Here is a 14889-nt window from a genome sequence, read left to right as displayed (position 1 = left end):
CGTGCATGTACCTGATGCGTGTGCGCGGTGGAGGCGCAATGACGCGGACTACTTGCGTGCTGTTTAGCCCCGGGGCCAACCGGAACTGCGAAGTTAAGTCTGCCTCGCTATGGAATGGGGAGTTCCCGTTCCGCACGTGGGCAATGATGGTGTGCCTCTTTAGTGTCGGTGGATTTGGACGCCACCTGAGACCAAAAAAGCCCTACACCGTCGTTGCTTTAAGTAAGTCCTACGGGTTCCAGTAAGCAGGACCACCACAGGCACGTGCGACTTTGGGCAAGTCCGCATTTACGCCCGTTGCTTTTTCCGCGCAAGTGAAATTTTCACCCGTTTTGTCATGAAACAATCGCAGGATCGTCGAAGAACGCGTGATGCGGCGCACAAAATGGCTCAAATGGCCGCGTTCAGGCTATGCAAGAATTTCAGTTGGCGCATTTCGGTATGGGGCATTGCAATTTGCGCATAACCCGAACGTGAATATCAAGCCGATTGACCGTTTCCCGGCGGCGCTGTAGCCATTATCCGAAACCCGGCAGTCGCCGTGGTCATGGGGGCATTTTATGAATTGGCTGATCGCCGTTGTTTTTGTTCTGGTCTATATCGGCATGGCGCTGGGGCGGTGGCCGTGGCTTGCGATCAACCGCACCGGCATTGCCGTGTTCGGCGCGGTGATCTTGCTGATCAGCGGGGCGGTTGACCGCGATGGCGCGCTGGCCTCGATTGATTTTGCCACCCTTGCGGTGTTGCTGACATTGATGGTGTTATCATCACAATATGCGGCAAGCGGCTTTTTTGACTGGATCGGGCATCGGATCACCGCGCTCAAATGCGGGCCGGGTGGGCTACTGGCCGGGGTGATCGTGATGTGCGGGGTGCTGTCGGCCTTTCTGACCAATGATGTTGTGGTTTGGGCGGTGACGCCTGTTTTGATCACAGGTGTGATGGCGCGCGGGCTTGATCCCAAACCCTATGTGATTGCGGTGGCGTGTGCGGCCAATGCCGGATCGGCAGCCACCCTGATCGGTAATCCGCAAAACCTGATGATTGCAGAGTTTGGCAATCTTGATTTTATCGGCTTTGTTCTGGCCTGTGCAGTGCCCGCACTCCTGGCACTTGGCGTGGTCTATGTCGTGATTTTGCGAAGCCCGATGATGCGCGGGCAAACAAGTGTTGCAGGGGCAGGTGCAAACGCAAATGCGCGATCAGTTGATCAACCGGTTCGCCCGCTTGATAAAACCATCCTGATCAAGGCGGTTTTGGCGACCATCGCCGTGATCGCGATTTTTGTCTTTGTCGAAGACCGTGCGCTTTGGTCGCTTCTGGTGGTGGGGGCCTTGCTGCTCAGCCGTCGTCTCTCGACCGATCAGGTTCTGGGGCGGGTTGACTGGCATTTGCTGGCGCTGTTTTGCGGGTTGTTTATCGTCACCGGCGCGATGGCGCAAAATGACGTGATCGCCAGCCTGTTTCGCGATGTTCTGATCACGTTGCAAATCCATCATCCGGGTGTTCTGGCCGGTGTATCGCTGGCCGGGTCAAATACGATTGGCAATGTGCCGCTGGTGATGATGTTGCTCTCACTCGGTCCGGAATGGAGCACGGAAATGTTGCACGCGCTGGCGATTTTTTCGACATTGTCGGGCAACTTCCTGATTGTTGGCTCGGTTGCCAATATCATTGCCGTTGAACAGGCCGCAAAGGCCGGAACGGTGATTTCATTTATCGATTATGCGCGCCTTGGCGTGCCCGTTACATTGATCAGTCTGGCGCTGTCGCTGGGGTGGGTCATCCTGATTTCATAGGAAACATCATGTCCAATATCAAAATTACCGCTGGTCCCTTCACCTTTGATGCGGTGCTCGAAATCGAAAAGGCGCCGCATACCTGCAAGGCGTTCCTCGATCGCATGCCGTTTGAAAGCAAGGCGGTGCATGTCCGCTGGAGCGGCGAGGGTGTTTGGATGCCACTCGGCGATTATCAGTTCGGTGTTGATTATGAAAACCACACCAGCTTCCCGGCCCCGGGCCAGATCATCCTCTATCCCGGCGGGATCAGCGAAACCGAAATCCTGCTGGCCTATGGCGGGGTGCATTTCGCCTCCAAGGTCGGCCAGCTTGCCGGCAACCATTTCATCACCATCACCAGCAATCTCGAAGACCTTGAAAAGCTTGGCAAGATGACGTTGTGGGAAGGCGCGCAGTCGATCCGGTTTGAACTGGCGTAATCAACGCAACTGTGATCGGGCACACTTTCAAGTGTGTCCGGTTTGGCCTAGAAGGCGAACCACCATCCAATAAGTGCAGGCGGACGTGCCGTGTTTGAGACGATTAATCTGTGGATTCAGGATCATCAGGATCTGGTCTATATCCTGATCTTCACCTATTGCGTCAGCAAATCCAGCATCCTGCCGGTATTTGCCGGCATGCTGGTGGCGGCCGAAAGCCTGATGATTGTACCGGCGGTTACATCAATGATCGCCGGCGGTCTTGTCGGCGATGTGCTGCGCTTTGGCCTTGCGCGCAAATACGGCGATGCGATTGTCCGCAAGCTGCCCAAATCCCTGTCAGACTGGATGAGCAAGACCCTGCGATTGTTTGAGCATTACGGTGTCGCCTATATCCTGCTGTGCCGCTATCCGCATGGGGTGCGATCGTTTGGGGTGTTCCCGGTTGGCATGAGTTCGATGTCATTTATCCGCTTCCTGCCGCTTAGCATCGCGTCAGTCCTGCTTTGGGTCGGGCTTTACTATGGGCTTGGCCATAGTCTGGGGGCCGGGATGTCCGAACTGGTTGAACAAAACCTTGCGATGCTAAGCCCGATCTTGCTGATTGTGTTTCTTGTGCTGGGCTGGTTTGCGCTCCGCCGGATTGACCGGCTGGAGCAACAGGCCGAACGCGCCATCAAATAATCCAATAAAAAACGGCAGCATCGAAATCGAATGCTGCCGTTTTTGTATTTGTAATGGACGGGCTGCTTATTCCGCAGCAATCGTCTTGCCGTCTTTTTCCAGCATCTCGCCCTGTTTGCGTTTGGCAAGAATTTCGCGCGCCTTGGCGTAGCTTTCATCGTGCCAGAAGATCAGGCAACCATTACAGCCACGGCCACAGCACCCCTTGGTGCCAACACGTGGTGTGCGGAAAGAACGTTCTTTCTGGCGATCATCAAGGGCGGTCTGAAGCGCTTCGCGTTTCGCGTCATAGCGATCTTCGTTGCCTTTGCCCATCTCGATCTTATGGCCTTCCTGATCAAGTTTCAGGCGCTGCCATTCGTCTTCGGAAAGCGCCTTTTCCTTGCGCACGATGGTCATCGGCAGGATTTCACGACGCAGGAATTCCGGGTCTTCCTGTTCAAACAAGCTGAACGGCAATCGAATAAACGGCTGGGTGTTGGCGTGTACCGCTTCGCCAACCTTGCCGGTTTTGGCATCGATGAATTCATACATGCGGATGAAAATCGTCTGGCGCGAACGCGGCGGGACGATTTCGATCACATCGCCCGGCAGCATGCGGTTCTTGACCGACATGATAAAGGCGTCGTCTTCGACCTCGACGATCTGACCGGCATATTCCCAGTCCGACACGTTGGTGTTGCTGTCATAGCCGTGTGCGTAATTGGTCAGGCGCCCGTCATGGAAGGCCAGCGTGTAACCCCGGTTCGGGATGGTTGCCAGTTCCTTCATATATTCTTCGGCCGACCAGTTTTCCGGGTCTTCATACCAGTCATCAATCGCCATGCGGTACGCACGAGCAACGAGACCGGCGTAATACGGGCTTTTGCCACGGCCTTCGACCTTGAGGCTGTCGACACCGATTTTGAGGTAATCCTCAAGTTTCGGCATGATGCAAAGATCACGTGAATTCAGGATGTATGACCCGCGCTCGTCCTCCTGAATTTCCATCAGCTCGCCCGGACGCATGTCTTCTTCAAGGAAGAAGTCAAACATTTCCAAGTTTTCCTCGGTCAGTTTGAGTTCCTTGACCGTGCCGTCCTTAAGCTTCATGTGGACTTTGTATTTCCAGCGGCAGCTGTTGGCACAGGCGCCCTGGTTGGCACCTCGTTCGGCCATGAAGTTTGACAGCAGGCAACGACCGGAATAGGTCATGCACATCGAACCATGCACAAAGGCCTCAATCTTAATGTCCTGGCATTTTTCGCGGATTTCGGTCAGTTCCTCATAGGAAACCTCGCGCCCCAGAACGACCAGCTTGGCACCGATGCTTTGCCAGAATTTGGCACTCTGCCAGGAACATACGTTTGCCTGTGTCGAGACATGCAAATCAAGTTCCGGCGCATGTTCGCGGACAAACATGAAAACACCTGGATCGGCCACGATCAGGCCATCCGGGCGAACCTTGCGCACGGTATCGACATATTCCGGCAGCTTGTCGATGTCCTTGTTATGCGAAAACAGGTTCAGTGTGAGGTAAACACGCACACCGTGGCTGTGGGCAAAATCGATGCCCTCGACCACGTCATCGAGTGACATCTGGCTTTTAACACGCAGCGACAGGTCCGGCGTGCCCATGTAAACGGCGTCTGCGCCATAGAGCACAGCAACTTTCAGCTTTTCGAGCGAGCCTGCGGGCATCAGCAATTCGGAACGGCGCGATTGATTACTCATCACTTGCGGGTCTTTTCTATTTGGTCGTCTGCGGGAAATCTCTCTGGCGCGGCTTCTAACACAGCCTGCTGCCTGTGCCGATTAAAATCGCATATTTCGCAGGCCTTGCATAGCTATGGCCGTGATGAGCTGCCATGCCGGACTTGCAGGGCGCCAACCAAAACACCCCCGCCAAGGGGCAGGGGTGTTTGGAATCGTTTCAAAGTTTTGGCTTACTTGACCTTTTTGATCTCGCCGCTTTCGATTTTGGCCCAGTATTGCTTGATCTCCCCGCGCACCACCGGCATCAGGAAATAAAGGCCGATAATGTTGGGGATTGCCATGGCAAAGATCATGGAGTCCGAGAAATCAATCACGGGACCGAGGCTCATGGATGCGCCGACGATCACGCACAGGCAGAAGAACAGCTTGAAAATGATCTCCTTGCCTTTGCCTTCACCGACCAGATAGGTCCAGCTTTTCAGCCCGTAATAGGACCATGACAGCATGGTCGAAAAGGCAAACAGCACAACAGCCAGTGCAAGGATCAGCGGGAACCACGTAAAGGCCGATGCAAACGCGGCCGAGGTCAGCTCAACCCCGGTCAGGCCGGAATTCAACTCGCCACTAATCGTGATCACAAGGGCTGTCATGGTGCAGATCACCACCGTATCAATGAACGGTTCAAGAAGGGCAACATAGCCCTCTGTGACCGGTTCCTTGGTGCGGACGGCTGCGTGGGCGATGGCGGCTGAGCCAATACCCGCCTCGTTCGAAAACGCTGCACGTTTGAAGCCCTGGATCAGCGCACCGATCACACCACCGGCAACACCGGCACCGGTAAAGGCACCGACAAAGATCTGGGCAAAGGCATCACCAACCATGGTGATGTTGGACAAGATAATGATCATGCCGGCGGTGACGTAAATCACCGCCATAAGCGGGACGATCTTTTCGGTCACCTTGGCGATGGATTTGATGCCGCCAATGATCACAACGCCAACAATGATTGCCATGATCAAGCCAAACAGCCAGCCCGATCCGGCCAAAAAGCTGTTTTCACCGCCGGTGACATTGACCACCTGCTGGAAGGCCTGATTGGCCTGAAACATATTGCCGCCGCCAACAGCGCCACCAATACAGCAGATCGAAAAGACGATAGCCAAGACCTTGCCCAATCCGGGTTTGCCTTTTTCAGCCATGCCCTTGGACAGGTAATACATCGGGCCACCAGAAACGCGGCCGTCTTCATATTCGTTACGGTATTTAACGCCCAGCGTACATTCGGTGAATTTCGATGCCATGCCCAAAAGTCCGGCCAGGATCATCCAGAATGTTGCCCCCGGCCCGCCGATGGAAACGGCAACGGCGACACCGGCAATATTGCCAAGCCCGACCGTGCCCGAAAGGGCGGTGGCAAGGGCCTGGAAGTGCGAAACTTCACCGGCATCTTCGGGGTGGGAATAGTCGCCCTTGACCAGTGCTATGGCATGGCCAAATCGACGGAACTGAACAAAGCCGAAATAAAGCGTGAAAATGGTGGCGGCAACAACAAGCCAGCCGACAATAAGGGGAAATTCCGTGCCGGCAATCGGCACGGAATAGAACATGGTGCCGGCAATCACATTTGAAATCGGTGAGATTGCCTGATTAATTCTTTCATCAAGGCCGACTTCCTGCGCAAGTGCGATTTGCGGCAGGGTGGCCGACATCATTGCAACGGCGCTGGCCGCTGCTGTCTTTTTCCAGAACATGATGGTTCTCCGGTTTAACTTCGTGATTGCCTTACGGAACGACAGTGACCGGAACAGGCGATGCCTGAACCAGGGTCAGCGGCAAACTGCCCAGCAGCCGTGCCCCCAAAGTCGATCCACCCTTCCTGCCGACGATGATCTGACAGGCGCCTTTGTCTTCGGCGATCTTGCAGATCAATTCGCCGGAATGGCCGTAACGGACTTCCGAAGTTACCGGTATTTTAAGTTTGTTAAGCGCGTCCAACGCGGGCTTGAGAGTTTCCTCCGCCCGCGACAGTTCTTCTGTTCGCCGTTGATGGCGTTCTTCGAGTTCCTGTGTCGACAGGAAGCTGTAGGGGGACCATTCAAGAACGTAAACCAGATGAATGGCACAGCCTTCGGCTGTTGCGCGTTTGCCCGCGAATTCCACGGCGCGCTGTGCGGCATCTGTTCCGTCATAGCCCACAAGAATTGGCTGATCGGTCATGTGCTTCTCCTGATCAGAGACTGAAATGTCGGATAAGACTCTCCCACTTCCTCTCGCAATACAGGTGTCGGCCTGTACCATGCCGTCTTTGTCCCTGACACCAGCACACGACGGTTCCCCCGAATTTCATTTCCAGCGCCAAGTGAAACGACATGGGGGAATGATACATAAAACTGAAATGAATTCGCCAAAAAGTTGAGATATAAAAATAAGATGTTCTGTTTTGGCGTGCTATTTGACGGCCAAACAAAATAAAACGCGCCGAATTTTTCGGCGCGCGTGGGAATGTTTTGCAAGAACGCTTAAAAAAAGTGCGTACGACCGGCCCGGTCAGGCCGTTTATGTGCCAGAAATTCCCTTTATGGGACCGACCATTTGCAGGAAGTCGATCAATACACGGGCGGCAACATCGATATCCTCTGGCGTGACGGCTTCGTCGGGATGGTGGCTTAGCCCGTCGCGACACCGCACAAATAACATGCCGATGTCACACAGATCATGCATGGCAAGCCCGTCATGGCCTGCGCCGCTAAACAGCCGAAAGGGTTCTATGCCCTGTTCACCAATTGCCTGACCCAGCCCATCCATGATCCAGTTGGCGCACGGCACGCCTTCGGCCTCATAGGTCAGGTCGGCCGATATTTCCACACGGCGATTGGTCGCGATATTGGGCAGTGCTGAAAGGATCTGACCGCGACCATTGACCCGAACAATCCGCTCGGGTGCGCGCAGTTCGATGGTCAGATCGACATGATCGGGAATGACATTGACGGCATTCGGACTGACTTCGATCTTGCCAACGACACCAACCATGCCATCGGTCATCGAACAGATGCCCTCAACCTGATGGATGACATCGGCGGCGGCCACCAACGCATCGTGTCGGTCATTCATCGGGGTTGTTCCCGCATGGCTGGCCTTGCCCTGAATACGGATGCGGTGGCGTTCAATGCCGGTCAGTGCGGTAACAACGCCAACGGGCAGATCACGCTTTTCAAGAACCGGACCCTGTTCAATATGGGTTTCGATAAAGCCCAGTACATTGGCCTTGTCACGTTTGAGGCCTGCGATATCTTCGGGCCTACAACCAAATGCGCGCAAGGCATCTGCAACAGATATGCCTTTATCATCGGTGGCCTCCAGCGATTTCGGGTCATGTTTGCCCGCCAGCGCCCGAGAACCGACGAGTGTTGATTGAAAGCGCGTACCTTCTTCATCGCCAAAGGCAACGATTTCGATGCCGAAGGGCAAGTCGATCCCTGATTTATTGAGTTGTTCGATCACCGCAATTGACAGGGCAACGCCCAGCATTCCGTCATATTTCCCGCCTGAAACAACAGTGTCCTGATGGGATCCCATGATCAGGGTAGGCGCACCATCCAGTGCCTTTTGGTCGCGTCCGACAATATTGCCAGCCGCATCAATTTCACTTGTGAGTCCGGCCTTGGTCATCCAGTCGCGGATCAGCGGGGTGACCGCGCGGTGTTCATCACTCAAAAACAGGCGGGTAACACCCGGGCCGGGCAGGCTGTGAGTGGCGGCGTCTTCAAGGCGGTCATAGATCAGTTGGCCAAGCATGGCGGTTCGGGCCCTGTTTCCTAGTATTGATGGGGTTTGTCAGGTGTCGGCAGGCGATCAAAGAACCGGCGATATTCCGGGTCCTGGGTTTTGGCGTAAAGGCGCATCAATTCATGCAGGGGATCGGTATGGTCATCAACCCGCAGATCAAGCGGGAGCCTGTCTGGTGTGATGACCTTGATGACGGCCGATGTTGTCCCGCGCACATCGCCGCCCGCATCAAAGCCCGCGACAAGTGCTTCGAGGATGCATTTTTCGAACGGCTCATTGCCATCGCGCATCATTTCAAAGCCTTCGCGCATCGCATCAGGCACATTGCGATGGGCCAGCATATTACCGGCAATCGCCAGATTGCGGGCGCTAATCCGTGCGGTTTCAGAGCGGTTCTTTTCCCCGGTCCAGACCGCAGTTTCACCGTTTTGATCAAGAACGATCAGTTGTCGCCAGTCGCGGCCATTGTCTTCACCGGTCAGTTTTTCGCTTACCGACTCGGCAGCCTCGCCCTGTTCAAGCATCGCCAGCCCGTTGACCCCGTACCAGAAATTTGTCGAGAATCCTTGTGTGGCGATGGCACCCACACCCGGTTTGACGTGCGGCACAAAGCCGCCCACGGCCAGATTTCCCGTCGCACTCGCGATGCCGATCGCGTTGGTTTTCGGGTCTCTGGCAACGATTGTGTAGGTCATGTTTCCCGCCTGATGGACAGCTTGGTAGGGATGCTGTCTTGCATTTATCATGATAAATATTTGCTCAATTCGAATTTATCATTATAAATATGTTTTGCAACCGTGACATCCGAATGCATCGACAACGGGTTCGGAACTCGGGAAACGTCCAATCGAATAAGAACACCTCACAAACGGTGCGTTGTCGGTCGGTTCGGTATGAACCGGGGGTAACAGGAAGGTTTCAACATGGGAGGCTTGAATGAAAAGCCTGTTTAAGGGGGTGCTTGCAGCAGCAGCCCTTGCGGTTTCCGCAATCGGTTTCGGCCCAGCCGAAGCCCAGACGCCACCGGGTGTTCTGGTGGTCGGTCAGATTGCAGAACCCAAATCACTTGATCCGGCGGCCGTGACCGCCGTGAATGATTTCCGCATTCTGATGAATGTCTATGATGGTCTGGTACGTTACAAGGATGGCACACTCGAAGTGGAGCCCGCCCTTGCCAAAAGCTGGACGATCTCTGATGACGGAACGGTTTACACCTTTTCCTTGCGCGACGGTGTAACCTTCCATGACGGCACGCCGTTCAATGCCGAGGCGGTGAAATACAATTTCGACCGCATGCTTGATGAAGATCATCCCGAACATGACACCGGTCCTTTCCCGCTTTCCTTCTTCTTTAGTGCGGTGGAAGAGGTCGAGGTTGTTGATGATCTGACGGTCAAATTCCAACTGAACGCGCCCTATGCGCCGTTCCTGTCCAATCTTGCCTATCCGACCGGCCTGATCGTTTCACCGACAGCAGTTCGTGAAGGCGGTGCGGATTATGGTCGTAACCCGGTTGGCACCGGCCCGTTCAAGTTTGCCGAATGGGAAAGCAACGCCAAAGTGGTTGTCGTGCGTAACGATGATTACTGGGAAGACCCGGCCAAGCTTGAAGCGGTTGTGTTCCGTCCGATTACGGATGCCAACACCCGTGTTGCCGAACTGATGGCCGGGGGCATTGATCTGATGGTCGAAGTGCCGCCAGACAGCCTGACCCAGCTTTCGGGTGATGATAACTTCAGCGTCTATGAACAGGCAGGCCCGCACCTTTGGTTCCTGATTCTGAACCTGAAGGAAGGTCCGTTCAAGGACAAGAAAGTCCGTCAGGCAATCAACTATGCAATCGACAAAAAAGCACTTGTTGAAAACGTGCTTCAGGGGACCGCCGAAATCGCAACCGGCCCAACCCCGCCCGCATTTGCATGGGCCTATAACGAGCAACTGCAGCCCTATCCGCATGACGTGGAAAAGGCAAAACAGCTGATCAAGGAAGCCGGTGCCGAAGGTGCCGAGGTGGTCTTCTATGTCACCGAAGGCGGTTCGGGCATGCTTGATCCGGTACCGATGGGCGCTGCCATTCAGGCAGACCTGGCCCAGATCGGCCTGACCGTTGCCATCGAAACCTATGAGTGGAACACCTTCCTTGGCAAGGTGAACCCGGGTCTTGAAGGCAAGGCGGACATGGCGGAAATGGCCTGGATGACCAACGATCCGGACACCCTGCCATATCTGGCGCTGCGTACCGATGCATGGCCAGACAAGGGTGGCTTCAATTCCGGTTACTATTCCAACCCGGAAGTGGACAAGCTTCTTGAAGCAGCCCGGTCGTCGACCGATCAGGCCGAACGTGCCAAGCTGTATCGCGAGATGCAGGAAATCGTCTATGACGACGCACCGTGGGCCTTTATCGCGAACTGGAAACAGAACGCGGTTTCAAGCACGCTGGTTGATGGCTTCAAATTGCAGCCGTCCTTCTTCCTGCTGCTTGATGACGTCGTAAAGAACTGATCTGATTTTGATGCCGGGGTGAGAATGCCTTGCCCCGGCATTATTGTTTTCGACTTTTCCCGCACATAGCCAGACGAGCCTGCCATGCACGTCTATATTTTACGTCGATTGATCCTGATGGTGCCGGTGTTGCTGGGCCTGACAGTGATCGTTTTTCTGATTATGTCGATGATCCCCGGTGATCCGGCATTGGCGATCCTTGGATCCTATGCCACGCCGGAAAATGTTGCGAAATTACGCGCAGATCTTGGTTTGGACAAAACCATGGTCGAACAATACTGGATCTGGCTGACCAACATGCTTCAGGGCGATTTCGGGCGGTCCTATAGCCTGAACCGGCCGGTTTTGGATGAAATCCTTGAACGGTTTGGTGCGACCCTGATCCTTGCGGGTACGTCGCTTGTCCTCTGTACGATTTTTGGCCTTCTGACCGGTGTGATTTCTGCCGTGCGTCAGTACGGCTGGGCGGACAAGGCGCTGACCTTTGCTGTTCTGATCGGCATTTCCGTACCCAGTTTCTGGCTGGGGCTTTTGTTGATGATGTTTTTCGCTGTTGAATTGCGGTGGCTTCCGGTCAGCGGCATGTACGCCATTTACGGTGGCGGCGATTTGCCCGACTTGATCCGCCATCTGATTTTACCATCCATCACACTTGCTGTGGTCGCGACCGGGATTATTGCCCGACTGACGCGATCCAACATGCTGGAAGTTCTGCGTCAGGATTTCATTCGCACAGCACGCGCCAAGGGGCTTGATGAAAACCGGGTGATTTATCGCCATGCCTTCAAGGCAGCCTTGGTCAATGTCATTCCGGTGATCGGGGTGCAGGCGGGCTTTGTTCTGGGCGGGGCGGTTTATATCGAAACCGTGTTCCAGTGGCCCGGCATCGGCCGCATGCTGGTCAATGCGATTTCGACACGCGACATCCTGCTGGTTCAGGGCGGCGTGGTTCTGGTTGCCGGCAGCTATGTGCTTTTCAATCTGTTTGCCGATGTCATCCAGCATCTGCTTGATCCGAGGGTGAAGGCATGACCAGCAACACAGCAACAGCACCTGAAATCAAAACCAAAAAGCGTTCGGCGCGGCCATCGGCCTTCAAGCTACTGGCGCGCAATCAGCTTGCCCTGATGGGGGCTGCGATCCTTGCGCTTGTGGTGGCGATTGTACTTATTACGCCGATCTTGCCGCTGCCTGATCCTGACGTGACCAACCCGGCGCAGCGATTGTTGCCGCCACTGTCTGACGGGCATTTCCTGGGGACGGACCATCTCGGACGTGACTTGTTGTCGCGTTTGTTATGGGGCACGCGGGTCAGTCTTGCGGTCGGCATTTCGGCATCGCTGGTGGCGGCCCTGTTCGGGTCGACCATCGGGATCGTGTCGGGCTATTTCGGTGGGCGAACCGATAACATCATGATGCGTGGCATCGATATGTTGATGGCGTTTCCCTATATCCTGCTGGCACTTGCGATTGTTGCCGCCCTTGGTCCGGGACTGATGAATGCGCTGTATGCCATTGCAGTCGTCAATATCCCGTTCTTTGCGCGTAATATTCGCGGTGTCACGGTCGGGATCGCACACCGGGAATTCGTTGATGCCGCCAAACTTTCGGGCAAGGGGCATATCCGCATTCTTGTGACCGAAATCCTGCCCAATGTGATGCCGGTGATCGTGATTACGATTTCAACCACGGTCGGCTGGATGATCCTTGAAACCGCGGGTCTTAGCTTCTTGGGCCTTGGTGCACAGCCGCCGCAGGCCGACCTTGGTTCCATGCTGGGCGAGGGGCGCAAACTGATCACAACCGCACAGCATCTTTCGGCCATTCCCGGGGCGATGATCTTCATTCTGGTGATGAGCATCAATTTGCTGGGTGATGGCATCCGCGATGTGCTTGACCCGCGTCTGAAATCCGGCGCACTGGCGCGTCCGGCACCACTGACCAAAATTGATCGCAGCGATCAGGGTTCGGGAAGTGCGGTTGCTGATGACACTGTTCTGGCCGTTGATGAACTGCGCACGGAATTTGTTCTGGGTGATGATATCTACAAGGCCGTGGGCGGTGTCAGTTTCTCGGTCGGCAAGAATGAATGTGTTGGTCTGGTCGGGGAATCCGGGTCAGGCAAATCCGTAACAGCACTTTCGCTTTTGGGGCTTGTGGCTTCGCCACCCGGTACGATTGCCGGGGGTCGGGTGATGTTTGATGGCAAGGACGTGTTTGACATGTCCGAACGTCAGGTCCGCAATATTCGCGGTGGCAAGGCGGCCTATGTGTTCCAGGATCCGCTTTCCACGTTACATCCGCTGTTTTCCATTGGCGATCAACTGGTCGAGGCGATCCGGGCCCATAACGCCATGAGCTACAAGGAGGCCTGGGCCAAGGCGGTCAAGCTGCTGGGCATGGTGCGTATTCCCAACCCGGAACGCCGCGCGGAAAACTATCCCCATCAACTGTCGGGCGGTATGCGCCAGCGTGTCGGCATTGCCATGGCCCTTGCCAATGAACCGCAACTTATCATCGCCGATGAGCCGACCACGGCCCTTGATGTCACCGTGCAGGCGCAGATTTTGAAATTGATGAACAATCTGCGCACCGATCACGGGACGTCGGTCCTGTTCATCACCCATGATTTTGGCGTGGTGTCGGAAATCTGTGATCGGGTGGCGGTGATGTATGCCGGGCGCATTGTTGAAATGGGCACGACCGAACAGGTTCTTGGCCATCCGGCGCATCCCTATACCAAGCGTCTGATTGACTGCGTGCCGCGTCTGGGTGAGCCGGACCGTCGCACTGCGGCCATTCCGGGATTGCCACCGGCCGTTAACAACCTGCCAGCCGGTTGTGCCTTTGCTGATCGATGCGAACGGGCAGAGGATAAATGCCGGGTTGGTGAGATCAGCTTTGATGATTTGGGCAACGGCCATGGTGTGCGTTGTATCAAACCGATGGAGGCGGCAAATGTCTGAGACGTCTGACGTCGTTTTGCAAACCAGCGACCTTGTCCGCACCTTTGGCGGCGGCCGCACGATTTTGGGCGGGCCGAAACCCATGGTCTATGCCGTGCGCGGCATTGATGTGGCGGTGCGCAAGGGTGAAACATTGGGCATTGTCGGGGAATCAGGTTGTGGCAAGTCAACACTGGCCCGCATGCTGGTCGGGCTGGATCGCCCGACAGAGGGCAATATTACCCTGACCGGATCGGATATGAATGATCTGATCGCCCAGGATCGCCACGCCTTGTCCAAGCGCATCCAGTATGTCTTTCAGGATCCGATCAGCTCGCTTAATCCGCGCAAGCTGGTCCGTGAAACGCTGGCGGCTCCCTTGCGTCATTTGCGTGGTCTGTCGGGCGATGCGCTCGATAAGCGGATGAAGGAATTGATGGATGCGGTCAATCTGCGTCCGGAATTTCTTGATCGTTACCCGCATGAGTTTTCCGGCGGGCAGGCCCAGCGCATCGGCATTGCGCGCGCCCTTGCGGCAGAACCGGAAATCATTGTGCTTGATGAACCGGTCTCGGCCCTTGATGTGTCTGTGCAGGCGCAGGTTTTGAACCTTCTGGCGGAACTCAAGGCGCAATTTGGCCTGACCTATGTGTTTATCAGTCACGATCTTTCCGTGGTCGAAGCGGTCAGTGACCGGGTGGCCGTGATGTATTTCGGCCGGGTGGTTGAACAGGCGCCGGGACGGGCATTGTTTGAAAAGCCGCAGCATCCCTATACCCGGTTGTTGCTTGATAGCGCGCCAGTACCGGGTAAACGCGGCCTTACGGTCGAAGATGCCAGTGCCGAATTGCCCGATCCGCTGGCCCCGCCGCCCGGTTGTGCCTTTGCGCCACGCTGCCCGCGGGCCCAGGATGATTGTGTTGCCACCGTCCCGGATGCACAATACGGGTTGGATAACCACGATGCGGCATGTCTGCATCCGCTCAATCCGGTGACAAGGTCCTGAAAAAGGATAGAATAGAGGCCGGAATGCGTTTGGGCGCGACAGGGAAA

Annotated in this window: 12 protein-coding genes; 7 read left to right on the top strand and 5 right to left on the bottom strand. The window is 55.4% G+C overall.

The features are described 5' to 3' along the window. The first annotated feature begins 560 nt into the window (after positions 1–560). The 3 genes from DY252_RS16065 to DY252_RS16055 all read left to right on the top strand — a co-directional run bounded on the left by DY252_RS16065 (position 561) and on the right by DY252_RS16055 (position 2905). A complete protein-coding gene (locus DY252_RS16065; RefSeq protein WP_064788388.1) occupies positions 561–1799 on the top strand; it encodes an ArsB/NhaD family transporter in 1239 nt (412 codons plus the stop codon). Positions 1800–1807: 8 nt separating this feature from the next. Further along, the gene (locus tag DY252_RS16060; RefSeq protein WP_064788387.1) at positions 1808–2221 is read left to right on the top strand and encodes a DUF3830 family protein; all 414 of its coding nucleotides are present in this window, start codon (positions 1808–1810) and stop codon (positions 2219–2221) included. 90 nt (positions 2222–2311) lie between these two features. Continuing rightward, a complete protein-coding gene (locus DY252_RS16055) occupies positions 2312–2905 on the top strand; it encodes a DedA family protein (RefSeq protein ID WP_064788386.1) in 594 nt (197 codons plus the stop codon). Between the two features lie 66 nt (positions 2906–2971). On the opposite strand, the gene DY252_RS16050 is transcribed toward DY252_RS16055, so the two are convergent. From DY252_RS16050 to DY252_RS16030, 5 genes are all read right to left on the bottom strand, one after another. Continuing rightward, complete coding sequence (locus DY252_RS16050) at positions 2972–4618, bottom strand: U32 family peptidase (RefSeq protein ID WP_064788385.1); 1647 nt, start codon at positions 4616–4618, stop codon at positions 2972–2974. Between the two features lie 212 nt (positions 4619–4830). After that, complete coding sequence (locus DY252_RS16045; RefSeq protein ID WP_064788384.1) at positions 4831–6351, bottom strand: alanine/glycine:cation symporter family protein; 1521 nt, start codon at positions 6349–6351, stop codon at positions 4831–4833. A gap of 31 nt (positions 6352–6382) precedes the next feature. Further along, positions 6383–6817: a universal stress protein gene (locus DY252_RS16040; RefSeq protein ID WP_064788383.1), complete on the bottom strand. Its 435-nt coding sequence runs from the start codon at positions 6815–6817 to the stop codon at positions 6383–6385. 339 nt (positions 6818–7156) lie between these two features. After that, a complete protein-coding gene (locus tag DY252_RS16035) occupies positions 7157–8395 on the bottom strand; it encodes an allantoate amidohydrolase (protein ID WP_064788382.1) in 1239 nt (412 codons plus the stop codon). 20 nt (positions 8396–8415) lie between these two features. Further along, the gene (locus DY252_RS16030; RefSeq protein ID WP_064788381.1) at positions 8416–9081 is read right to left on the bottom strand and encodes a DUF1028 domain-containing protein; all 666 of its coding nucleotides are present in this window, start codon (positions 9079–9081) and stop codon (positions 8416–8418) included. A gap of 241 nt (positions 9082–9322) precedes the next feature. Between DY252_RS16030 and DY252_RS16025 the strand changes: the two genes are divergently transcribed. From DY252_RS16025 to DY252_RS16010, 4 genes are all read left to right on the top strand, one after another. After that, a complete protein-coding gene (locus DY252_RS16025) occupies positions 9323–10891 on the top strand; it encodes an ABC transporter substrate-binding protein (protein ID WP_064788380.1) in 1569 nt (522 codons plus the stop codon). 84 nt (positions 10892–10975) lie between these two features. Further along, on the top strand, positions 10976–11923 hold the full coding sequence (locus DY252_RS16020; RefSeq protein ID WP_064788379.1) for an ABC transporter permease: 948 nt from the start codon (positions 10976–10978) through the stop codon (positions 11921–11923). Then, positions 11920–13857 carry a dipeptide/oligopeptide/nickel ABC transporter permease/ATP-binding protein gene (locus DY252_RS16015; protein WP_082923419.1) on the top strand — a complete coding sequence of 646 codons (1938 nt, stop codon included), beginning with the start codon at positions 11920–11922 and terminating at the stop codon, positions 13855–13857. Before DY252_RS16020 ends, DY252_RS16015 begins: the two co-directional genes overlap by 4 nt. Beyond that, positions 13850–14842, top strand: a complete 993-nt coding sequence (locus DY252_RS16010; protein ID WP_064788378.1) for an ABC transporter ATP-binding protein — start codon at positions 13850–13852, stop codon at positions 14840–14842. The genes DY252_RS16015 and DY252_RS16010 overlap by 8 nt, the downstream gene beginning before the upstream one ends. Positions 14843–14889: the final 47 nt, after the last annotated feature.

Source organism: Thalassospira indica (genome assembly GCF_003403095.1).
Taxonomy (GTDB): Bacteria; Pseudomonadota; Alphaproteobacteria; order Rhodospirillales; family Thalassospiraceae; genus Thalassospira; species Thalassospira indica.
Note: the sequence above shows the minus strand (reverse complement) of the source record. Positions and strands in the feature narration are given on the sequence as shown.

Excerpts from the sequence above, each read along its gene's own strand:
- DY252_RS16065 (WP_064788388.1), top strand. The coding sequence starts at position 561 with ATGAATTGGCTGATCGCCGTTGTTTTTGTTCTGGTCTATATCGGCATG.
- DY252_RS16060 (WP_064788387.1), top strand. The coding sequence starts at position 1,808 with ATGTCCAATATCAAAATTACCGCTGGTCCCTTCACCTTTGATGCGGTG.
- DY252_RS16050 (WP_064788385.1), bottom strand. The coding sequence starts at position 4,618 with ATGAGTAATCAATCGCGCCGTTCCGAATTGCTGATGCCCGCAGGCTCG.
- DY252_RS16045 (WP_064788384.1), bottom strand. The coding sequence starts at position 6,351 with ATGTTCTGGAAAAAGACAGCAGCGGCCAGCGCCGTTGCAATGATGTCG.
- DY252_RS16040 (WP_064788383.1), bottom strand. The coding sequence starts at position 6,817 with ATGACCGATCAGCCAATTCTTGTGGGCTATGACGGAACAGATGCCGCA.
- DY252_RS16035 (WP_064788382.1), bottom strand. The coding sequence starts at position 8,395 with ATGCTTGGCCAACTGATCTATGACCGCCTTGAAGACGCCGCCACTCAC.
- DY252_RS16030 (WP_064788381.1), bottom strand. The coding sequence starts at position 9,081 with ATGACCTACACAATCGTTGCCAGAGACCCGAAAACCAACGCGATCGGC.
- DY252_RS16025 (WP_064788380.1), top strand. The coding sequence starts at position 9,323 with ATGAAAAGCCTGTTTAAGGGGGTGCTTGCAGCAGCAGCCCTTGCGGTT.
- DY252_RS16020 (WP_064788379.1), top strand. The coding sequence starts at position 10,976 with ATGCACGTCTATATTTTACGTCGATTGATCCTGATGGTGCCGGTGTTG.
- DY252_RS16015 (WP_082923419.1), top strand. The coding sequence starts at position 11,920 with ATGACCAGCAACACAGCAACAGCACCTGAAATCAAAACCAAAAAGCGT.
- DY252_RS16010 (WP_064788378.1), top strand. The coding sequence starts at position 13,850 with ATGTCTGAGACGTCTGACGTCGTTTTGCAAACCAGCGACCTTGTCCGC.